Source organism: Cerasicoccus frondis (genome assembly GCA_031296915.1).
In the GTDB taxonomy this organism is placed as follows: Bacteria; Verrucomicrobiota; Verrucomicrobiia; order Opitutales; family Cerasicoccaceae; genus Cerasicoccus; species Cerasicoccus frondis.
This window is the reverse complement of sequence record JAVDPC010000018.1, coordinates 105408-126528: the sequence shown is the minus strand read 5'-3', so window position 1 is coordinate 126528 and position 21121 is coordinate 105408. Positions and strand designations below refer to the sequence as shown.

Annotated in this window: 19 protein-coding genes and 1 tRNA gene; 16 read left to right on the top strand and 4 right to left on the bottom strand. The window is 52.3% G+C overall.

Annotated elements, in window-relative coordinates; genetic code table 11:
• Positions 1–44: 44 nt before the first annotated feature.
• The 4 genes from RBB63_RS14735 to RBB63_RS14720 all read left to right on the top strand — a co-directional run bounded on the left by RBB63_RS14735 (position 45) and on the right by RBB63_RS14720 (position 4788).
• Positions 45–1340, top strand: a complete 1296-nt coding sequence (locus tag RBB63_RS14735; protein WP_309385669.1) for a tyrosine-type recombinase/integrase — start codon at positions 45–47, stop codon at positions 1338–1340.
• A 173-nt stretch (positions 1341–1513) separates the two neighbouring features.
• Complete coding sequence (locus RBB63_RS14730; RefSeq protein WP_309385657.1) at positions 1514–2488, top strand: hypothetical protein; 975 nt, start codon at positions 1514–1516, stop codon at positions 2486–2488.
• Positions 2489–2770: 282 nt separating this feature from the next.
• Entirely contained in the window at positions 2771–3118 is a 348-nt protein-coding gene (locus tag RBB63_RS14725) for a plasmid mobilization protein (RefSeq protein ID WP_425503903.1), read from the top strand.
• The gene (locus RBB63_RS14720; protein WP_309385645.1) at positions 3115–4788 is read left to right on the top strand and encodes a relaxase/mobilization nuclease domain-containing protein; all 1674 of its coding nucleotides are present in this window, start codon (positions 3115–3117) and stop codon (positions 4786–4788) included. The genes RBB63_RS14725 and RBB63_RS14720 overlap by 4 nt, the downstream gene beginning before the upstream one ends.
• Before the next feature lie 69 nt (positions 4789–4857).
• Here RBB63_RS14720 and RBB63_RS14715 read toward each other — a convergent pair whose 3' ends face one another.
• Both RBB63_RS14715 and RBB63_RS14710 read right to left on the bottom strand, forming a co-directional pair.
• The gene (locus RBB63_RS14715; protein WP_309385640.1) at positions 4858–5082 is read right to left on the bottom strand and encodes a hypothetical protein; all 225 of its coding nucleotides are present in this window, start codon (positions 5080–5082) and stop codon (positions 4858–4860) included.
• Between the two features lie 6 nt (positions 5083–5088).
• Positions 5089–5661: an RNA polymerase sigma factor gene (locus tag RBB63_RS14710; RefSeq protein ID WP_309385635.1), complete on the bottom strand. Its 573-nt coding sequence runs from the start codon at positions 5659–5661 to the stop codon at positions 5089–5091.
• Between the two features lie 186 nt (positions 5662–5847).
• Between RBB63_RS14710 and RBB63_RS14705 the strand changes: the two genes are divergently transcribed.
• The 7 genes from RBB63_RS14705 to RBB63_RS14675 all read left to right on the top strand — a co-directional run bounded on the left by RBB63_RS14705 (position 5848) and on the right by RBB63_RS14675 (position 13258).
• Positions 5848–6048, top strand: coding sequence for a helix-turn-helix transcriptional regulator (locus RBB63_RS14705; RefSeq protein WP_309385622.1), 201 nt, complete (start codon positions 5848–5850; stop codon positions 6046–6048).
• Positions 6049–6521: 473 nt separating this feature from the next.
• Positions 6522–7319: a tyrosine-type recombinase/integrase gene (locus RBB63_RS14700; protein ID WP_309385617.1), complete on the top strand. Its 798-nt coding sequence runs from the start codon at positions 6522–6524 to the stop codon at positions 7317–7319.
• Between the two features lie 648 nt (positions 7320–7967).
• On the top strand, positions 7968–9521 hold the full coding sequence (locus tag RBB63_RS14695; protein ID WP_309385601.1) for a GMC oxidoreductase: 1554 nt from the start codon (positions 7968–7970) through the stop codon (positions 9519–9521).
• Between the two features lie 30 nt (positions 9522–9551).
• Complete coding sequence (locus RBB63_RS14690) at positions 9552–10214, top strand: hypothetical protein (protein ID WP_309385594.1); 663 nt, start codon at positions 9552–9554, stop codon at positions 10212–10214.
• Positions 10215–10216: 2 nt separating this feature from the next.
• A complete protein-coding gene (locus RBB63_RS14685; RefSeq protein WP_309385588.1) occupies positions 10217–11104 on the top strand; it encodes an ATP-grasp domain-containing protein in 888 nt (295 codons plus the stop codon).
• 14 nt (positions 11105–11118) lie between these two features.
• Positions 11119–11604 (top strand): I78 family peptidase inhibitor, encoded by a 486-nt coding sequence (locus RBB63_RS14680; RefSeq protein ID WP_309385584.1) that lies wholly within the window; start codon positions 11119–11121, stop codon positions 11602–11604.
• A 49-nt stretch (positions 11605–11653) separates the two neighbouring features.
• Entirely contained in the window at positions 11654–13258 is a 1605-nt protein-coding gene (locus RBB63_RS14675; protein WP_309385581.1) for a peroxidase family protein, read from the top strand.
• Positions 13259–13625: 367 nt separating this feature from the next.
• Here the strand turns inward: RBB63_RS14675 and RBB63_RS14670 are convergent.
• Positions 13626–13710: transfer RNA gene (locus tag RBB63_RS14670), tRNA-Leu, on the bottom strand.
• Positions 13711–14092: 382 nt separating this feature from the next.
• On the opposite strand from RBB63_RS14670, the gene RBB63_RS14665 reads away from it, so the two are divergent.
• Together RBB63_RS14665 and RBB63_RS14660 are read left to right on the top strand one after the other, a co-directional pair.
• Positions 14093–14896: a TlpA disulfide reductase family protein gene (locus RBB63_RS14665; protein ID WP_309385578.1), complete on the top strand. Its 804-nt coding sequence runs from the start codon at positions 14093–14095 to the stop codon at positions 14894–14896.
• A gap of 75 nt (positions 14897–14971) precedes the next feature.
• Positions 14972–15316, top strand: a complete 345-nt coding sequence (locus RBB63_RS14660; protein ID WP_309385576.1) for a hypothetical protein — start codon at positions 14972–14974, stop codon at positions 15314–15316.
• A gap of 3 nt (positions 15317–15319) precedes the next feature.
• Here the strand turns inward: RBB63_RS14660 and RBB63_RS14655 are convergent, their stop codons facing one another.
• Entirely contained in the window at positions 15320–17674 is a 2355-nt protein-coding gene (locus RBB63_RS14655) for a hybrid sensor histidine kinase/response regulator (RefSeq protein ID WP_309385573.1), read from the bottom strand.
• A 108-nt stretch (positions 17675–17782) separates the two neighbouring features.
• On the opposite strand from RBB63_RS14655, the gene RBB63_RS14650 reads away from it, so the two are divergent.
• From RBB63_RS14650 to RBB63_RS14640, 3 genes are all read left to right on the top strand, one after another.
• Entirely contained in the window at positions 17783–18361 is a 579-nt protein-coding gene (locus RBB63_RS14650) for a hypothetical protein (protein WP_309385571.1), read from the top strand.
• A gap of 81 nt (positions 18362–18442) precedes the next feature.
• The gene (locus tag RBB63_RS14645; RefSeq protein ID WP_309385569.1) at positions 18443–19213 is read left to right on the top strand and encodes a M14 family metallopeptidase; all 771 of its coding nucleotides are present in this window, start codon (positions 18443–18445) and stop codon (positions 19211–19213) included.
• A 97-nt stretch (positions 19214–19310) separates the two neighbouring features.
• Positions 19311–21119, top strand: a complete 1809-nt coding sequence (locus RBB63_RS14640; RefSeq protein ID WP_309385566.1) for a hypothetical protein — start codon at positions 19311–19313, stop codon at positions 21117–21119.
• The last annotated feature ends 2 nt before the right edge of the window (positions 21120–21121 follow it).

Below are 21121 nucleotides of genomic sequence, written 5' to 3'. Positions count from 1 at the left end.
TAATCTTTTGGCATACGTTTTGGAATACATCTAGTGAGGTTTCATTGTCCAAAAACTATGTCCGTCGCGGCGACTGGTATCACTATTTTAGGCGCGTGCCCAAGCACGTAGCCACCTATGATGACCGAACCCATGTGCGCATTGCGCTCAAAACCAAATCCGTGAAGGAGGCCACCCGCATTGCCGCCGTCTATGATGCATTTGTTGAGAGATACTGGGGCGATCTGATTCGCTCGGGGCAGCCGGATGCACGCGGCGACCGTTTCAAGCGCGCCGTTGCGCTCGCCAAAGCCAACGGCTTTGCCTACAAGAACATGGCTGATTTGGTCGATGGACCACTTGATGATTTAATCGCCCGCCTCGAAGTAGCAGATGGCAATAGGTCCGAGGTCGTTCGTGCCGTCTTGGGCAATGAAAAGGCATCGACCATTCGCCTCAGCAAGTGCATTGAGCGCTATTGGCCTCTTTGCTCAGATCGCTTGGTAGGCAAGAATGAGCAGCAAGTTCGCAAATTCAAGAACCCCCGAGCCGCCGCGCTCAAGAATTTCATCAAGGTGGTCGGTGACATTGACCTCAGTGAAGTGCAGCGCAAACACGCGCTGGAGTTTCGCAACTGGCTACTGGCACGCATCGCAGACGTAGAACTGGTTGGCAACAGCGCCAATAAGCAGCTTACTTTTGCCAAGGATATCATGCTCACGGTTGGGCGTGATCTCGAAATCCCAACCGACTTCAAAGTCGTGTTTGCCGAAACCAACGTGAAACAAACCACCGTACCAAGACCCCCGTTTGAGGCTGGATGGGCTCAGGATAAATTTATCAATGAGGATAAACTGGCAGGCATGAATGAAGCCGCGAGGATGCTGGCCTACATGATGATTGAAACCGGCGCGCGCGAGTCCGAGCTCATCGGACTGGAAGCCCAGGACTTTTTCCTCGATGCGGATGTGCCTCACATTTGGATACGCAAAAACGGGCTACGAGATTTGAAAACACCACAATCGGATCGCCGTATCCCATTGGTCGGGATTTCGCTTATGGCGGCGCAGCAGGTTTATCCCGATGGTTTCTCGCGCTACCATACGCACCCGGAGTCCGCGTCTGCCGCCGCGAACAAATATTTGAAAGAGAACAATCTCAGGCCAACGCCACGCCACACGCTGTATTCGTTGCGCCACACCTTCAAAGATCGGTTGCGCGATGCAGGAGCGCCCGAGGAAGTCATTCAAGAGCTGATGGGGCACAGGAAGCACGGTCCGCAATATGGGCGAGGTCACACGCTCGAGACGAAGCTGAAATGGCTTGAGCAGATCGCGTTCAACGCGCCGCTCAAGATCTAGGCCTTCGGTGATTTGAATCGCTTCACCTTGTTTGATTCAGATTCAATCCAAACTTGGTCAAAACAAGCATTATAAATTGCCTCATATTGAAAGATATGAATTTTTTCTTGATTAAATTCCACTAGTTACTATCCGTTTATAGCTTAGAAAAAATTTATTTAAATTCAAAAACAATGAAAATTAACTACTACTTCTCTGCTACTATAGTCTCATTGTGTTTTTTAATAACCGGTTGTCAGAATTCAGATTTCCAATTAATGAATTCAAATCCGGTTCCCGGCATGTCTGATAAAAAGACAAATGTCGAGCCGATGGAGCCAATCCCAACAGGAAAAGCGCTAAATGTAATCTCGGCTGAAATCACTAATGCGTTTCTATGGCTTGAAACGCAGCGCAGGGAAAATCCAGAAAAATTGGCTCTTCAGGGCCTAACACCATTTCCTGGCACGCTGATTCTGGCGCGTCAAAACGCAAATACCGATAATCTGGGCGGGGGAATCAAAGGGTCTGCATTCATCGGTGGAAACGATGTCGGAGTAATCACTCCGAACGTCGGAATCTCAGGTGCTTCAACGGCGGGGCAAGGGACCGTCATTAACCTCTCATACAAGCCGATAAAATACCCAGCGGATAAGCCTTTGCCTCAATACATTCCGACCGGTGGCTTTCTCGAAGAGACAATCATTAACGAATTTAGGGAGTTTGCTGAAGCAGATTCCGGCGACAGACCCTCAATCGGCCTCACAACGAAAACGCTGCAAAAGATAATTTCATTTACTTACACAAAAAAGGTCGATGCTGGACTAGGATTTGAGTGGAGCCCAGGAAACGATCTTAAAACGGCAGGCACTTCGCCAGCGTTGGGCTATGCTAACACAGACGCGTTAACTGATACATTGGATTTATTGGTCTCGTTCACTGAACCAAGCATCGTTGAGCAAAAACGCTTATATGAGACAAAAGCCGATCCGGCTTCTGGAAAAATTGTTACCCTCGAACGGGTCTATACAGACGAATTGGCTGAAATACTTGGCCTAAAGGTGGGCGATGACGATGCACCTGTGACAAAAGGCGTCACCGACCAAACACCCGTAGATATATCAATACCATCTGGCCCAATTCGGATTGAGCGCGAAGTAACGTTTTAAACGTTATCAGAGTTAGCTCGCCTGCTAGAGGTAGCCCCATTCGGCGGAGGAAACTATACGACAAATACTCTTTGAAAAGAATAGAATCAGCTTCATGGCCTCGCGCCAGCGATGCGCGTCTTGCCGCGTAGCAAGATGTGTTTTCGTAAACGAAAACTATCTTGGCAAGGGGTGGACTTGCTGTCCCCCCGTTGCATCCCCCCGGCTCTGGGCGCATGACGCGCCCCATATCCACCGCAGCCGGACACGCTTAACACCTCTATCGTATGGTGAGGTGTAAGCATGGCCCGTCCTTCACTACCGCAATCCCGCGTTAAGACCCGCATTGTTTCATTCAGATTGAATGATGCGGAGCACGCGCGGCTAGCGCACAAGGCGGCATCGGCAAATATGCGCATCAATGAATTTGCTCGCCGTGCGTCGCTTTCCGGCGGTGGCCGTATTTCCATTCGCACAGTCAAGCAGTGCGATCCAGCGCTGATGAAACAGCTTTACCATATCGGCCATAACCTCAACCAGCTCGTCAAGAACGCGCATATATTTGAGCGCGTTTCCCCACAGGTCGATGAACTCTGTCACCGGATCGACCGGCTCATGGATGAAGCATTGAACGAGGAGAACGATGAATGAACCCCAACGTCGCCAAGGGCGGACGTAGCTTTAAGGGTGCGTTCCAATATTACCTGAACGACAAGGATGCGCAGACCCGCGAACGCGTTGCGTGGACGCACACCGAAAACATGATGACCGATAATCCCGATAAAGCGTGGAAGGTCATGGCTTATACTGCCAAATCACAGGACAGGCTCAAGCAGGCCAGCGGGCAAAATCCGGGCGGCGCAAAACTGCAAAAGCCAGTAATGGCCTATTCGCTCGCATGGCACCCGGAACAGGACCCGTCCAAGGAGCACATGCTCGATACGGCGCTCCAGTCATTGAAAGTGTTGGGCCTCCAAGACCATGAAGCCGTTGTGATTGCCCACCGGGACACGCCACACCGGCACGTACATGTTGTCGCCAACCGCGTGCATCCGACCACCGGCATGGTCGCCAGTGATTCCCACAGCTACCGCAAGCTTTCCAGCTTTGCGCGCGAGTATCACGAGGAGCATGGATTGGAGTATTGCCCGCAACGCATCGAAAATCACCTCAAAATGCAGCAAGGGGAACGTGCCCGCTACCGCGATACTAAGATCGCTGACGCCTGGGCGCAGTCAGATAATGGCCAAAGCTTTGCCGCAGCCCTGCAATCCCAAGGCTACCGGCTGGCGCAGGGACGACGCGGTTTGGTCGTGATCGATCCCTATGGCAAGCAGATCAACCCCGTTCGCCAGATTGAAGGTATCAAGACCAAGGATTTCCGGCAGCGGATATGCGATCTTGACTCCACCCATTTCCCCGAAGCGACCGAACTTGCCAAACAGGTCACGCAGCAGCATGAGCAGAAGAAAGTCGCTGCCACGCAGTCCAAGGAAGCAAAAGCCGAATTCAAAAAGGCCACCAATGAACGATCTAAGCCAGAAACTAAAACTGACTTTGCCGTTGCCGCCAAGCAGGAGCAAAAACAGACTGAGCCAAGGAAGATCGACAAGCCAGCCCCCAAAGAAGCGCCCAAGCAGCCTCTAAAGGCGGACCAGAGCACTACGGTGATGACACAGTCCAAGCAGAACCGCACAACGGCCAACACCCAGCCCGTTAAAGATACTTTCAATAGGCGATCCGATAAATATACGGCTAGCAGAGAAGCCCAGGACAAATATCTACAAGCGCGGGCCACAATATCAGATGATTTCCAAACCCGCATTATCAATCGGGAGAAATCATTGAATGAGCATTACCAACTGAAAGAGCGACGTGCTGCCATCACTGAACTCGAAAGTCGTTGCGCCAATCCATCTCTATTCCGGCGAGTTTTCGGATTGACGCGCCGTGACCGACAGGAACTGGATACGATGAAACGGAGTTTTGCCCATGCTGAAAACCGCGCACAAGAACAGATTGATGCAATTAAGGCTGAACGTGATCGCGCCTTAGCGAAGCTGGAAAAAGAGCGTGAGGAACGGGCAGTGCCCACCTCTCCAACGCCGCAGCGCGAGCAACGCCGTAACCAACAACCACGCACGACTAAGATTGCAAACGACGTCACCGCGCCAGCAAAAAAGCAGCTCAAACAGGAATTCAGCACGCAGGCAAAACCAGACCAAGCCAAGCTTGATGAATTAGCCGCCAAGCAAAAAGCCATTGCCCAGAAATGCAGTCTCGCCGTAAAGGCAGATCGCGCGGCATGTAAGCAGCATTGAATAAACAAAACAAATGAGCCGAATAGACGAACTATTCGGCTCATAGAAACTGGCGAATTACGCCCGGACCTACATGGACCGGCCTCGCGAACGCTTTTTCATCTTGGCCTTGATCTGATCCATGCGGGTGCTCAGTTCATTGGTCTGCTGGCGGAGGTTTTTAAACTCTTGCCGTTGGCCCTTGAGGTTGCGTTCAATTTTCTCGCGCATTTCGCGTGGCGGCTTGTTTCCATACTGGGCAATGATTTTGTCGGCGTCCGCAGCGCGAAAGGAATAATTGTGATGTGGTTGCATGATGAATTAGGAATTTTGATGTTCAAAGGCTTGTTTGATTTTGTCGCGGGCGATTGTGATCGCATCGCCCACGGTGGATTTGCCGATACCAAGTCTGTCGGCAATTTCGGAATAGCTGTACGAAAAACGGGCATGGAGCCAGAGGCATTCCTTTTGTTGGTCGGTTAGATCGATCCCTGACAGCTCTGACCAGAAATTGGCTTTCAGCTGCGCTTCCTCTGCATCGGAGTATGCCTCGCGCGGTCTGGCAACTGGCTCGATCCCGGCATAATCCTCGCGAATATCTTCGGGACGCCGAACCTTGGATCGATAGGCATCAACAAAGTGCTGGTAGGCTTTGCGGCGCAGGATTGGTAGGCTCAAGATATCGCGCTCTTTAAAGTGCAGCAGCACATGGTTCCAGAGCGATTGCAACAAATCCTCTGCGTCGTGGTAGTTGCGGGTCAGGCCGGTCAGGTAATGCAGCAGGTGAGTTTGATGGAGATCAACGGCCTGCATCACCAGATCGACGCGGGTGTCAAACTCTGCATCTAAAGACGCAGATAATGAAGCAGATGTCGGTGGTGGCTGATTTATCATGGCTTAACTCTTAATACGCCCGCGAAACACCGTTCGTACGGCGTATCCGCGAATTTTTGTCAGAAATGGTCTGCGTGTGACGGGTATAGGCAGACCAGCCCGGACGATGCCGCGCTCTGACACGTAGCATCTTGTGCTGGCCGCCCTTGGCAGCAAACCAACCGTCCACTCAAAAATTACGGAATTATGCAGCACACCACCGAAGACAAACTCGTGCCCATCGGCGTCATCGCCAAGCGCCTAGGTATTTCTACCCGCGCCGTTTATCGCCTCGTTGCGCGCGGCGATTTTCCCAAGCCCGTCAAAGTCGGCGGAGCCACCCGGTTTTATTGGAGCGATTTGGAGCACTACCTGAATCGACTCCGTGAACAACGTGCAACCAACTAACAGGAGATTGAGCAATTCGCGCCTATGTATACAAACCACGCCGCAAAGATAAGGCAGGCAAATCCGTTGCAGAAAAGAACTACCGGGGCCGCTACCGCCTTGAAGGTGACTACACCGTAACCGAGATTGCCCTTCATACCCCCGATAAGCAAGTCGCGCAAAAACGGCTGAACGATATTGTCCGCGAAAAGGAGCGTGAGCGCGAAGGCATCATTGCCCCAAAGCTACAGCGCCAATCCGCCGATAAGCCGCTATCTCAGCATGTAGAGGACTTCCTGGCAGACTTACGCGCCACCGGCAGAACGAATAAACATGTCGATCTATTGCGCCGCCGCCTCAAACGGCTTTTGAGTGAAGGGCACTGGACACGCATTGCAGATGTAACCGCCAACAATTTTACCAAATGGCGAAGCGTCCAGACCGATCTTAAACCGAAGACGCTAAATGATTACCTCAGCGCGGCTCATACCTTTATGGATTGGCTAAAGGACCAAGAACGCATCCCTGGCAATCCACTCAATACCATCAAAAAAGTCGATACGCGCGGCAAACAAGCCCAACGCCGCGCATTTACCGACGAGGAACTGGAAAAGCTGTTAGCGGTTGCTGGCAAAAACCGGCTTCTTTATCTCACCGCTGCTTACACTGGCCTCCGCCTAGGTGAACTACGGCAAGTGCTGCGCGGTGACGTTATTTTTGATCACGAGCGCCCGCACATCAAGGCGCGCGCCATCACCACCAAAAACCGCAAAAGCGCTCTGGTTCCTTTGCATCCCATGTTGGCTGAGGAACTAAAGAAGGGCTGGCCATATGATGCCCCGCTGGACGAAGCGGTATTTTCAATCATCAAGCAACCTGATGCGCAATTTCGCCGTCATCTTGATCAAGCCGGAATTTCACGTTTGGACGCCTTGGGCCGCAAGCTGGATTTCCACGCGCTACGCTACACGTTCGCCACGAAATTAGCCCGCGAAGGCACCGCACAACGCACCGCGCAGGAGCTTATGCGACACAGCGACCCCAAGCTCACCGCACAAATCTACACCGACGCAAGCCAGTTGCCGACCTTTGATGCAGTGCAGACGCTTTCGTGGATTTTCAATAGCGAGAGCAAGAATGGCAAACAACGCGCTACCACAACACGGCAAAACATCATGAATGAGCCGGAACTAACACAGATATTCAATGCTTGGGGTTCCATGCCTCAACATCTTAAAGACGCTGTAATGGTCATGGTTAAGCCCTACATTGAAGATTCAGAGCCATCTTAGGGCCGCTAATTCCTCCACTTATACCCCCTCTAAATGCAGACTTTGGCGGCCATCTTGTTGCATCCTATCAATTCTAATGCTAGTCTTCTAGATCTTCAAGTCGTTGAAATTGAGCCACTCCTTACAGTATGGCCGCCTGATTGCGGGCAGTTAAATGGTGCTCAGGGGGGAGGGGCGAACCAATACAAGATGTTCGTTCATTCCATTCGCTTTTACTTGTCGTTGTAAAGTAGCACCTTACAGAAATGCCCAAGGCGAGAAATCGTGACTAAAAGTTTCAATAAGGCAAATAGACATAAAAAAACGACGATTGTGTTATGGAGCAAATTTAAGTTAATATCAGAAATGGGCATGAAACCATTTGCACATTGAAACATAACTATACTTGATAAATATGCATCAAAATAGAATTCCGTAACCATATAGTTATATTCATACTCAAATAATGTTTGCATAAGTTGCGCTAAGGCCATTCATTAGGATTTAGCAGCAAGCGAATATGGGTATGAGCATATGAGTTTCACTAAAAGCACCTACGCCGGACTCGTAACCGAAAGCACCGAGTTTCAAAATCGCTTCTTCTCAAACTACAGTGGGAGTCGCCCGGATTTTGATTTCATCATCATCGGATCTGGAATGGGAGGCGGCTTGTTAGCCGATGAACTTGCTGATCATTATGGCAACTCGAAGCGCATTCTGGTTATTGAAGCCGGTTCATATTTGTTGCCGACACACAGTTACAACGTTGGGCGGTTTTCCAACGCCGACGTAGCTAAACGATTTGGCAGCCGCACCTTCTGGCAGTTTGGCTCTGGCGATCCACACGGGCGCGAGAATTACATCCACGAAGAGCTTCAGCTCAATCTGGGTGGCCGTTCGATTTTCTGGTCAGGATTGATCCCGACCATCCAACCATGGGAGCTGGCTTTTTTCCCGCAAGCCGTGCGCAACGACCTAACGTCAACCTACCTGAAGCAAGCCGGCAGCAAGTTGAATCAGTCAGTCAGTATGGGAAAGACGGCACAGGCGATCGTAAACAAGCTCCGAAGCACAAATCTAGTAAACGATTTCATCATCGAACAAACGCCACGGGCACTGCACCAGCCCTACCTGAACCCAACGGGCGTGGCCGTCGAGGAAACATATATCGAGCCCACCGGCGTTTTCAACACGGCGGAGCTCCTCATTAACCAGCTTGGTCTACCAGGAAACCGTGACCAGAATCAAGGAGGCCTTTTTTTACTACTAAATCACTACGTTGAGGACATCATTCCAAACCACAACGGTGATTATCGACTGGTGGTCAAAGACGTCATAAACGATCACTACAAGGACCTGTATGGTAGAAAAGTAATCTTGGCAGCGGGTTCGATCGGCAGCCCGAAGTTACTGGCTCGTTCAACGGTCGGACAAGGCCTTCCCCAGGATTCCAAGAATCTTATTGGACGCGGCCTTACGGATCATCCCACGACAGATTGGGTCGAAACGGAAGTAACGCATATCAACAACTTAAAGATTCCGCGCAATACGCATGCAAAAATCGTTCTTTACTCGAAGGGGTTGAGAGACGCCCAGGGACAGATCAAGTATCCGTTTAATGTAGAGATAAACATTAACCACGAATACTGGCACCTACGCGAGAATGATCCGACCTCGCCTCAAACTCCTATAAGCATGAGTGGTCCATCGCGGATGGATTTCAAATTCAGTTTTGCCAACTGCCTGGACAACGGCAACGAGATCAAACAACCGCCCTCCTTTGGCTATATACCCGAAATTTATTTTCGCAATTTGCATTGGACTTCACACCTGACCCAATCTCGCTTTCCAGCACTGGCGAAGTGGCAGAAAAGCGACCATGAGGTCTTTGCCATTCTAAACGAAGTGTCCAACAGAATCCTAAGCCAGTTCAACAAGAACGGCCAGCCAGTTACCCGACTACCAGGATTTCCTTTTGGCAAAGACAATAAGGATTTTGGCTTCGGAACCGTACATCATGCAGTTGGAACGCTTCGAATGCCAGCAGTGCTTAGTCTTGGCGGCACCATCCAAACGAGCAGCGTGGTGGACGAAAATCTCAAACTAAAGGGCGTTGATAACATTTATGTGAGCGACATGTCCGTGATGCCATTCAGTTCCGCAGCAAACCCAGTCAAGACGCTCTCTGCCCTAGTCCTTCGCCTATCGGACCATATCCGCTAATTTCCTCTCTCCATAAGCACCCATACCACTATGAAAATATACCAAATACTACACCTCGATGTACAAATTCTAAAAACGAATCCTGTGCAGCTCCACATCACTGCGTTCGGCATGGCCTCCTCCACCGGCTGGAGCAACATTCGCTTAAGCGATGCCGATGATCGCGACCCCAATGATGAAGTTTTAGAACTAAACTTTGAGGGCGACCCTCCAGCGAGCATTTCCCTTCCGGTACTAACTCCCGTCAGCGCATCGCTTGTATATGATAAAGATGACTCTAACCGAATTACTGCGGTAGTTGCAAAGGCTCGCACGAATGAACAGACTGTTCACCTTTCCCAAGTGACTCAACCGCGACCGCAGATCGCTGAGTTGACTTCACAGGCATTTAAAACCCTCGCAATTGGCGAAGAGGATCCCAAGACATTTTTTATTCGCCCTGAGGAAGGACCAACTTTGCCGATGGGCGAAGACCCGAGGTCCACACTACCACGGTTCGAAGAGCTTCCAACGACTTTCATGGTTGGTGAAGAAGGTCCGATTACGGACCCGCGAATCGATGACCCGTTCCCGCCACGCCTTCCCAACCTTCCTCCATGGAAAACCGCAGCGGGTGAAGTCCCCCCTGAATGGATTCATCGCACAGGCGGAAATCCTGGAACCTTTCCTGGCGGTCCGTTCGGCGCATTCTAGCCATGGACACAGAAGCCATTATCATCGCAGGAGGTGAGTGCGATACAAACCTCCTGCGCCTGATTGAACATTGCTCGAAGCAAGGGGTGCCCGTCATTCCACTCCTTTTTGGCGAAACGAAGTCTCCTTCATTTAAATGGGATATCCAAGAGCAAACCTTAGAGCTGAATGGGCAAACGCTTCGCCCATACAGCATTTTCACGCGTTTCGATATTTTCAATCAAATGCGTGATGGGCGATCCGAGAGTAACGCACGAGCAACCGCCTGGTACAGCGCGATTATGGGCTACTGCCTCGCCATGCCCACAGTCAAGTGCCTGAACAGCAAAGCAAGCAACCTAGTGGGAAACAAGCCTGCAATCCTAACACTGGCAAAACAGCATGGTTTGCAAGTCCCCCGCACCTGGGTGTCGAATAACTCAGATTTTATTGGCGGACTTCAGCCAACTGGAGCTTACATCGCCAAGCCAGTCGAAGGCGGTGACTATTGCCGTACTCTAGATTCAGCCATAGGCGAAACACACTCTAAGAAACAAACTTTTGCAAAACCTGCTATCGTGCAACAAGTGCTTATTCAGCCTGAGGTTCGGATATACCGAATTGGTGACCAGTCAATGGCATTTAATATGAAATCCGATTCACTCGACTATCGCGTCGCACAAGATGCAGAAGTCACCGTCGCACATGAAGATTTTAAAGAAGAGACGCAGGCCCTCTTCAGCCTAATGGATAGTCTGCAAATGAACTTCGGCGCAGCCGATTTCAAAACCGACCAAGCGACTGGAAAGCTGAGTTTTCTCGAAGTCAACTCATCGCCCATGTTCGCGCATTTTGACTATGTTGCGGGTGGCCAGCTGTCCGCGATGATCCTCAACTTCCTAAAACCATAATATCAGGAATAATCATGCGTAATGTAACAGTTGTATTCAAACAGGATGGCACCATTCAGTGCCATAATAATCCAGCTCGGAGCCTCGACACCGATGTCGATGCCCTGAAAAAGCTGGGTGCTACGGAAATTCTCGCCCAAGCGAACGTACCCGGTCCATTAGCAGTGCCCAGCGCGTGTGACCTTCCAACCTCGCAAGTCAATGCATTTACAATTCTTACCACGGACTGGCAGATGATCTTGTCGAGTTTCGTTGGTCCAAATGGCTTTCAAGAGTGGCGGGGTGCCGACATTCCTACTGAACTAGTCGTTAATGATACGCGACCGGTTTCAACAGGCCATAACGTCGATCCCAGTGCCCCGGTGTTGGTAAAAGAACTCATCGGATTTGTTCTCCGTGCCTATAAAACGGGCGATGCACTTACTGAGGACTTCATACCGCATCGCGTAAACATCGAAACCAACGAACTCGGGAATATCGTCCGCATTTGGTTCGGCTAGAATTCAATCATCCAATAATAACAAAGTCTCTACTTACTCAGCCACTACTATGAAGCACGGAAAAAACAGCCCTTCATTCGTTCCATCATCTCCTTTCTATCAAGGGCCATTTGGCCGCTTGTTCCCAAGCTTACCGGGGTGGGTTCCAAATAATGCCCAAGGCTTGCCCATGCGTGAACACGAACTCGATGCCCATTTTCTCGATTTTGCTAACACTCAAATGATCGAAGCCCCTGGTGTGACTCCCCAGGATATTGCTGGCAATAATGATGAAATTGCACGTTTAGATGCGGCATTTGGTGCCGAGAAAACGCCAGCAGGATACACATACTTTGGGCAATTCGTAGACCACGATATTACCTTTGACCCTGCATCGTCTCTAGTTCGTCAAAATGATCCTGAAAAGCTCAAAAATTTTCGCACACCACGACTAGACCTAGATAATGTGTATGGTCGTGGGCCCGATGACCAGCCATACCTGTATGATCATGCCGATAAAGGGAAATTCAACATAGGCCAAATCGAAAACTCGCCGCTTCTGGATCTTCCCCGCACAAACCGTCGAGATGCACAGGGCAATCCCATTGGTCGAGCAATTATCGGCGATCCGCGCAACGATGAGAATAGCATCGTGTGCCAGGTGCAGTTGGCGTTTCTCCTTGCACATAATACGCTGGTCGACCGAGCAAAGAAACTCGGCATCCGCGAGGATTCTCGATTCGATGAGGCAAGGCGTGCCCTTACATGGTTATACCAGTGGATCGTTTGGAACGATTTCCTCAAGCGCATCGTAGATCCCAATATTCATAGTGCGGCGCTAAAGTTGGCGACAACACCCGACGGTAGACACAAGTGGGAACTTGGCTTGGAAGACATTTTCTCATGGCGCAACCAGCCTTTCATGCCCGTTGAATTCTCCGGTGCAGCATATCGATTTGGCCATTCAATGGTCCGCAACAGCTACCAAACCAACCAGCCGCACCAAGGCTTCGGCAACTTCATTCCAATTTTCAATAACACCGGGGATCCCGCAACAGTTGACCTGAGAGGTTTCCGGCCGCTGACCGAGCAGAACTATATACAATGGGATTGGTTCCTGCCAATGACGAGCTCTTCTGGGCCATTTCCTCAGCTTGCCCGACGAATCGATACAAAGCTATGCAACGCTTTAGCCTTTCTACACGAGCGACCCATGCCGTCACCGATGAACATTTTGCCCTATCTAAATCTGAAGCGCGGATGGTCACTTGGATTACCATCCGGACCAGAAGTAGCCAAAAAACTTGGCCTGCCCATCACCCCTTTGGGCACTTGGACCAATAGCAATGACGTAGAGGTGCCTGAACCAGAGTCACTTTGGTTCTACATCCTGAAAGAAGCAGAAGCTATTGACGGTGACCGTATGGGCCCACTTGGTTCGATTATTCTTTGCAGCACCTTCGCTGGTCTGCTCAAGGGCGACCCGAATTCGTTCATGAACCTCGACCCAAACTGGAATCCTGATGACGAGTCACTGCTGAATGCTGCGGTGGACCGAAAGGATTCTGGGGATGATTGGGAGTTGTCGAGTATTATTCGCCTATCTGGATTACCAATCGATTTCTCAAATGAGGATATTGTTCACCGAGCAGCCCTAGGTGCCACAATCTCTTAACCCATCCAATTATCGACATACTAGTCATCCAATATATCATTACGATGCGTGGCTTCGACAATGGTTTATGAGTGATGCTGCCCGTTTAAAACGACTCTACGCAGAGAGCATTGCTTCTCGCGCTGATTGCTGACACCACACTAGAAATGCGCTTACTTCGGATATACCTATTCAAATAAGGCGGGAAATTTGGAATAATGTGAACCTAAACGGCGAAATTCCCCCACTTATACCCCCACTAAATGCAGACTTTTGCAGTCCTTTCCTGTCACGGAATGACAATTTAAACGCCAGGCATCCAAACGTCTAAGTCGTTGAAAATGTGACACTTATCTCACTTCGACCCACACTGTCACGGACAGTCAAATGGTGCTCAGGGCGGGAGTCGAACCCGCACGCCTCTCGGCACTGCCGCCTGAAGACAGCGTGTCTGCCAATTCCACCACCTGAGCAAAGACAGAAGCGCGAAAGCAAAGACCGATGCCCAACCGGTGTCAAGTGCGCTTTTTTGAAAGAATCAACCCCGATTTCCTGACCTCAGGCAACCGAGCAATCGAACTTGCTGAACCACCTTAAAGCGACGCAGCGTAAGACCTCGACACTGTCGATGCCTGCCACTCAGTCGATAGCAGTAGCGATACTCATTGGGGGAAACCCGATGCAGCACACTATCAATGGCAAACGGCCTCTTGTTCACAAACAACCTCCACTGGAAGGAATCGCTAAAGTTATGCCCGCGTGAATTGCGAGAGTCGACAGAACAGAAACGGACCAATGGAGAGGTTGAGGAATACGAGATTGTCATTTGCACAATCCGGCCTATTCTCATGGACCATGAATTTGCCAGTTCGCCTTCTACGGCTCTCTTTGCCATACTTCATCCTGCTAGTGACTGTCTTGGCGCAAGCGCGCACCTTTACGATGAAAGATGGCGAAAAAATCGAAGGAACGGTCGTTTCCTTTAAAAACGGCATGATCGTCCTGGCCAAGGATGGCGGTGGTAAATCGCTTCACTCACTCGAAACCTTTTCGCCCGCAGACCAAGCTTACCTAAACGAAAAATTCCCCAGTGGCGATAAACGTGAGTCAGTCCGCGCAACCGCCACCGCAACGCCAGCGCCCACCCCCGGCCCCACGGTCGAAACCACTCCCCCCACCCCCAGGCAGACAGCGCCTCAATCAGCAACACAGGCCGGACACCCCGGGCTAACAAAGCTTCGGGCTGGTTCTCTGGCGCCTGAAGTAAAAGCGCGTCCGCAAGGTAAGCCTGACTTCGTAACTAATCGCGACATGACCGGGAAAATTGTTGTCGTGCATTTTTGGTCAACCAGCGTTCAACAATCTCTGGAAGAGTTAAAAGGCTTAGCCTACCTCTACCATAAGTATCATGATCGAGGATTTGAGTTGATCGGCGTGGCCATGGACTCCAGCCGTCGCCGCGTCAATGGCGTAGAAGAGGCGATCGGCGTAACTTGGCCAATGCGCATGGACGAAGAACGCGAGACAATCGCCGAATGGGGAGTTACTGCGCTACCAACGAATGTGCTCATCGACCAGGTCGGGGTGATACAGCGCCCTCATATATCTGCCCGCGAACTGCAGTATTTCCTAGCCGATCAGCTCGGTCCAGCAAACTAAAGGTACAGGCTGGACAGTTGGACCGAATCCAACGAGACTTCCATCGTTAGCAACTGCCTGCGACTACCAAACAGAATGAAACCTCGCAATCTACGTCACCGGCTGGAGAAAGCCGCAAAATTACTGGTTATTGTGCAAAAGCATCATCCCGATGTCTTGTGCCAATTTGCGGACGACAAAGGTCAAGATGGCCATCTCATGGTTCGGCTGCCCTTGGGCGGCGACCCATCTAAGCTCGGCGGCGATTTGGAGAGCAAAGGCTTTGCTTTCACCAAGGCCCGCAGCCCATGGCTTGGGGCTGAGATTTACCGCGGCGCCAAAGAAGGCCAGCCGCGCGTTATCATCGAAGTGGAAATACCAGCCAACCGCCTTAGCCGCGGACCTGAGGTTGCCGAGCTACCCTTCAGCTTCAAAAAGTAAGCATCATCTGTAGACGCCCTGGTGCACTTCCAAGAGATTACGGAGAGCATCGAGAGAGACGGGCTTCGGCAAAAAGTCCACCATGCCGCACTCCAGGCATTTGGCCCGCATGCCTTCGGACGCATGCGCGGTGACCGCGATGATTTTAGGCTCATTGCGACATACGCCCAGAATGCGCTGCGTCGTTTCAAAGCCATCCATTTCCGGCATGCTAATATCCATCAGCACAACATGATAATCATGCATGCGACAGCGCTCAACTGCGGTGGGCCCATCTGGCGCGGTCATGACATCGGCGCCGATCCTTTGCAAAAGGCCAACGATCAGCTTGCGATTGTCCGGATTGTCCTCCACCACCAGTATCCGTGTGTTGGCGAAAGCACGCACTGAGAGGTCGCTCAACTCGTCGACTGCCTCCTCACTGGACACGGCCTCAGCGGGAAGCTCAAACCAAAATGTTGAGCCCTCATCGACCTCGCTTTCAAAACCGATTTTTCCATTGAGCACATCGATGAGCTTTGCGCAGATGGCCAGCCCTAAGCCGACCCCTTCATAGCGGCGGGTATAGTTGGACTCGACTTGAGTAAATGGTAGAAAAATCGCGTCGTGCTTATCCCGGGCTATACCGATGCCGTTATCGATAATTTCAAAGCGGACAACCCCGCCAGCGCCACTGCGCCAACCGACGCGCAAGGTTACTTTGCCACGCAAAGTAAATTTAAAGGCGTTCGTGACCAGGTTCGCAATGATCTGACTCGTGAGTTCGTGGTCGATCAACACACTCGTTGATCCATCCACTGCGCCCGCCAGTTCCCCACAACCATTCACCACCTGAAATTCATTGCCATTGCTCAGCGATTCCAAGTCTCGCGAAACGGTTTGCGCAAAGGCCCACAAAGGCGCCGGCCGCAGGTCCACTTTCGTCTTCTGTTTATCGATGCCAATAAAATCTAATATATCCTCAATCTGATGAAGAAGCTTGTAAGCGGAGCGCTCAATAATTTCCAGTGACTCCCGGGTATCCGCGTCCTTGCACTCTTGAAGCAACATATTGGAAAAGCCGAGGATCGGATTCAGGGGAGTGCGCATTTCATGACTGATGACCGCCAGGAATTCATCCTTTGCACGGTTCGATGCCTCGGCGCGCTCCTTGGCTTCACGCAAGGCAAGCTGGGTCTGCTGCTGTTCCGACACATCTTCCGCGACTCCCAAGAACCCAATCAGTTCGCCATCGCCATCCCGCACGGCGGTCACAATAAGCTCTACCGGAAATTGTGACCCATCCTTGCGAACATAATTCCATTCACTGCGGTCATGCCGCCCTCGCTTCGCGAGCGCGATCAACGCCTCCATCCCGGCAATCGTTTCACCCAACTCCCGCGAAAGCTGCTGACCGTGAGATTCAATTTCCGACGCATCGTGAAATAAGATGGGAGTCGCCAGACCAACAACTTCCTCTGCGGCATAACCGAGGAGATTCTCGGCGCCTCGGTTAAACGTCGTAATCACACCATCTGTATTGGTCATGATGACCGCAGTTTGCGTCGCCGCATTCAGTAAGTTTGTCAGCTTGGTATTGGTGTCTCTCAGTTCCGCCTGGGTTTCGATCAACGGCGTCGCGTTGGCGACGAACCCTTCGAGGGCAATCACATCGCCTCGCGCGTCGAAGATGCCCATACCGCGCTCCCATGCCGTTTGTATTTTCCCCTCCCGCGTCTCATACTGATAATAAAGAGTAAAGGGCTCACGCTTCTGAATCGCCGAGATGACGGCCTCCCACACGGCTTGGCGATGCTTTTCGACAATGACATCGCCCCCCCATGAAATTTCCCCGGACTGCAACTGTTCGCGGGTGTAGCCCGTTAACGCCACCACCCCCTCACTGACATATTCCATTGTCCAATCACGATCCACCCGGCAGCGGTAAACCATGCCGGGAAGGTTGCCCAGCAGACGGTCGTGGCGGCGGACCCGCTCCGCCAATTGGTCAAATTCACTACGGCTGCTGTCCGCTGAGTCGACCGTGTTACCGAAGAGTAAGATCGTCCCTTGCTCACTGTCCACATCCGCCTCCCAGAGCACGCTACGGTTTGCCTTCGGGTAGTATTCAGCACGCGGAAAAAAATAATCCTTGTCTGACAACTCGATGGGCCAGGCATTGGCGGGTATGCTGGTTAGTAGTTGTTCACTAACGGATACGCCTTCCAGTCGCTCCAAGTTTAAGCCCAGCAACGTCGCCTTGCTCTTGTCGAAACGCAACAGTTGTCCGTTGAAATCTACAATGGCAAAAAAAGCGCCGAAGTTTTCTGATATCAGACGCGCCAATCGATCAAATTCAATAGAATCGCCGCTAGCCATTAGGTAAATTATCTAAACGCATTTAAAGAATAATGTCCAGAACCGCATACAACTGTTTTTACTTTGGCAATCAGGCCATTGTGCATTATATTACTCACAATATCTATCGTGAAAAACTTACTTATAGTATTCGCTTTTCTGACGCTCGCCGGTTGCAGCCCCAAGCCCAACGCCAACGCCACCGATGACGGCTTTGGCCTGCTTTACAGTGTCACAAGCCAACAGCAAAACGTGGATAAGCTGCTTTGGATCAAAGACCCCGGCGCGGACATAACCGCATGGATCGAACAGATCGCCCAATTCAACCAAGAGGTCACCAAACAGCTTGAGGCCTGGAAAAAGGCGGGAAAGATCACCAGCCTTAAAGCACTGGGGCTTCCTCCAGCCGAGCTCGAAGCACGCGAGCGCGCGACCAAACGCACCACGGGAGATTTACTCTTTAGCGAAGACGTCAGTTTGCGGTTATCGCTCGTGATCGCTCAACTCAAGGCGCTTGGCTACTGCTCTGACCTGTCCTACGCCATCGCCGCCGAAACACAGGATAAGGCGATCCAGGAAACCGCAACCCAATGGGAGTCCAAGTTCAAAGAACTCAATGCCCAAGGCATGACGCTACTGGAAACGCCCCAAATCACCTCGCCCGAAGAAAGTCCGGCCAAAGTTCCCAGCGCGCCCCAACACCGCTGAATCGACGACCACCCAACCGGCGCTGGCCAAAAATGAATAGTTCGGGATGACAAAGCGGAGTTGACGATTACCCTGTCGAAAATGAGCTCCGCCTTCGACAGTCATGAGCTTAACCAAAATGCCATTACACTGGCGAACAAGAACGGCTGGCTTTGCCAAACCATGCCAGCAGTTCAAGGCTACGCCCGGCCTTGGTTCCAACTTCCGGCGACTACGGAAAACCCGCTCCGCCTTTACATATCAGCCGGCATTCACGGTGATGAACCTGCTAGTAGCTATGCGGCTCTAAAACTCCTCGACCATCCCAACTGGTTCGCCGGGTGCGAGGTCTATCTTTTCCCGTTGTTAAATCCGCTGGGCATGGAAATGGGCACTCGGGAAAATGCACAAGGCATCGACCTGAACCGAGACTACCAGTCGCCGACGACCGACGAAACCCGTGGGCATCTGGCCGCGCTCGATCAATTGCCACGCTGCCACATCTACCTGCACTTACATGAAGATTGGGAGTCCACTGGCGCCTACCTATACGCAGTCAAACCTCTCAACGAGCCCAGCGCGACCAGGGTGCTGCTTGACGCGATGAGCGAATGTCTGCCCATCGAGCATGCCACCGAAATCGACGGCTTCCCGGCAGCTAATGGCGTGATCGACCGACCTCCTCCCTTGGCCGACCGCGAAGACTGGCCGGAGGTCTATTACCTGGATCACCTGCATGGCTCTTATCATGGCTACACCCTTGAGGCGCCCTCGGCCTTTGCCTTGGAGAAACGAGTCGGCGCACTCGTCCACGCAACACGCACATTGGCTCAATTTCTGCAGGACAATCGTGCGAAATTTGAGCGGCGGTAGGACCAAGTTTACGGCCAACGAATGCTCGCCATAAAGTATCAGCCGGAACCGACTTTCGATTGCGCTGTCACAGCAAGTCGTTTACTTACAACCACGAATGAAACGAGCCGGCATCTATACTTTGTTACTCCTGAGCAGTTGGGCGTCCCTGGCTTGGGGCAAGCCTCCCCCCCCTGCGGCCGATATAATGCCATTAGCCGAAATCAAACCCGGCATGATGGGAACTTGGCGCACCGTCATCACGGGCAATGACATTGAAGAATTTTCGTTCAAAGTCCTGGGCGTCTCCAATAACTTCGCCGGCCCGGATGCCCCGGTTATCATTGCGGAGGCAGTCGACGATTCTCAAATCCTCAGCGGCCCGGTCGGGGGCATGAGCGGCAGCCCCTGCTACATTGACGGTAAGCTGGTCGGGGCCTACGCCTATGGCTACCTCTGGCCCAAAGAACAAGCACTGATCGGCATCACCCCTATCGAGCAGATGCTTGAGGTGTTCGCTAAAGAGCGGCCTCAGGACCATATGGCGCCAGGCGCCGGACGCGCTAAACCCAGCGGCGCCATGCGTATCGAAGACCTCCCCCGCCCATCCATGCGACTCAAGGAATCGACGGCTTTCACTGGGCTGACTCAGCCGAGCAGCAGCAATTTTACCGACCTCAAACCGACCCCTACGCCATTGCTCGCCGCCGGCATTTCCAGCCAGGCGCTGGAGCCATTTCGCGCCTATGCGCAAACGATGAACTTGGACTTGATGAGTGCGCCTTCCGGCTCTGCTCCAGGTTTAACCGCCAGCGACATTGAGCCGGGCTCTCCTGTGGCGGGCGTGCTCCTCGATGGCGATTTCTCCGTCGTCGCCACCGGCACCTGCACTTGGCGCGAGGGAGACGACTTCCTGGCCTTTGGCCACCCTTTTCTGCAGGGTGGTCCCACGGATATACCCGTTGCCCCAGCGGAGATCATCACCGTTGTGCGCTCGGTGCCACGCTCGTTTAAGCTCTCCAACGCAGGCCCGATTGTCGGCGCCATCTATCAGGATCGCCTGACCGCCGTTGCTGGCGAAGTCGGGCGCAAAGCTCAGATGACGGACTATTCCGTCAGGATCACCGATCCCGGCGGCGAAACGCACGACTACGGGGGCAATTTGTTTCAGGACGACGCCATGTCCCCCTACATCGCAGTCCTCGGCCTCTACAGCGCCGTCACCTCCACCCTTGAATCCGAGCAAGACCTGACCTACCAGCTCACCGTAACCGCCGACTACGAGGGCTACGATCCGCTCGTCTGGCAACGCACCAGCCCGGGCAACATCCTTTCTGCGCTGTTCGAAGTTTGGGACATGCTTGGCATGCTGGCGGAAAACCCGTTTGAGCCAACCGACCTCACCAAGCTGAGCTTCGACGTGAAGCTCTCCGCGCCACGCGAGTCGACCATCATGGATCGCCTGCAAATACTCAGCGGCCAGGCCAAGCCCGGTGAGAACGTCGAGTTGGCAATCCGCCTCAAAAGCTACCGCGACGAGATCGCACGCGAGCTGATCAACGCGCCCATTCCCAGCAGCGCCGCCGGAGAAAAATTATCGCTCTTCGTGGGAGACGCTGCGGCGGCGGACCGCATTGACGACGGCTACTCGCCCACTGTATCGACCTTCGGCGAAATCCTCGACTACTACCGCACCCGCCGTGACAACCAGCGACTCTATGTGAAGCTCCTGCGCCCCGGTCGCGGCTACCGCGCCAAGGGGCAAAACCTCGAAGACCTCCCCCCCTCCGCGCGTTCGCTGCTCAGCTCATCGCAAACAGTGGAGCCCATTGCCTCAACTTACGAAATTACCGTCTGGGAAACATCCATTGAAACCGCCGGTTCCTTTTCCGGCTCCCACCGCTTCAGCATCCCAGTAGCAAATTAGAC

Coding starts and splice junctions, on each gene's coding strand:
- RBB63_RS14640 (WP_309385566.1), top strand. CDS start 19,311: ATGAAACGAGCCGGCATCTATACTTTGTTACTCCTGAGCAGTTGGGCG.
- RBB63_RS14700 (WP_309385617.1), top strand. CDS start 6,522: ATGGATTGGCTAAAGGACCAAGAACGCATCCCTGGCAATCCACTCAAT.
- RBB63_RS14715 (WP_309385640.1), bottom strand. CDS start 5,082: ATGCAACCACATCACAATTATTCCTTTCGCGCTGCGGACGCCGACAAA.
- RBB63_RS14675 (WP_309385581.1), top strand. CDS start 11,654: ATGAAGCACGGAAAAAACAGCCCTTCATTCGTTCCATCATCTCCTTTC.
- RBB63_RS14685 (WP_309385588.1), top strand. CDS start 10,217: ATGGACACAGAAGCCATTATCATCGCAGGAGGTGAGTGCGATACAAAC.
- RBB63_RS14680 (WP_309385584.1), top strand. CDS start 11,119: ATGCGTAATGTAACAGTTGTATTCAAACAGGATGGCACCATTCAGTGC.
- RBB63_RS14660 (WP_309385576.1), top strand. CDS start 14,972: ATGAAACCTCGCAATCTACGTCACCGGCTGGAGAAAGCCGCAAAATTA.
- RBB63_RS14710 (WP_309385635.1), bottom strand. CDS start 5,661: ATGATAAATCAGCCACCACCGACATCTGCTTCATTATCTGCGTCTTTA.
- RBB63_RS14725 (WP_425503903.1), top strand. CDS start 2,771: ATGGCCCGTCCTTCACTACCGCAATCCCGCGTTAAGACCCGCATTGTT.
- RBB63_RS14730 (WP_309385657.1), top strand. CDS start 1,514: ATGAAAATTAACTACTACTTCTCTGCTACTATAGTCTCATTGTGTTTT.
- RBB63_RS14690 (WP_309385594.1), top strand. CDS start 9,552: ATGAAAATATACCAAATACTACACCTCGATGTACAAATTCTAAAAACG.
- RBB63_RS14705 (WP_309385622.1), top strand. CDS start 5,848: ATGCAGCACACCACCGAAGACAAACTCGTGCCCATCGGCGTCATCGCC.
- RBB63_RS14655 (WP_309385573.1), bottom strand. CDS start 17,674: ATGGCTAGCGGCGATTCTATTGAATTTGATCGATTGGCGCGTCTGATA.
- RBB63_RS14720 (WP_309385645.1), top strand. CDS start 3,115: ATGAACCCCAACGTCGCCAAGGGCGGACGTAGCTTTAAGGGTGCGTTC.
- RBB63_RS14645 (WP_309385569.1), top strand. CDS start 18,443: ATGAGCTCCGCCTTCGACAGTCATGAGCTTAACCAAAATGCCATTACA.
- RBB63_RS14665 (WP_309385578.1), top strand. CDS start 14,093: ATGAATTTGCCAGTTCGCCTTCTACGGCTCTCTTTGCCATACTTCATC.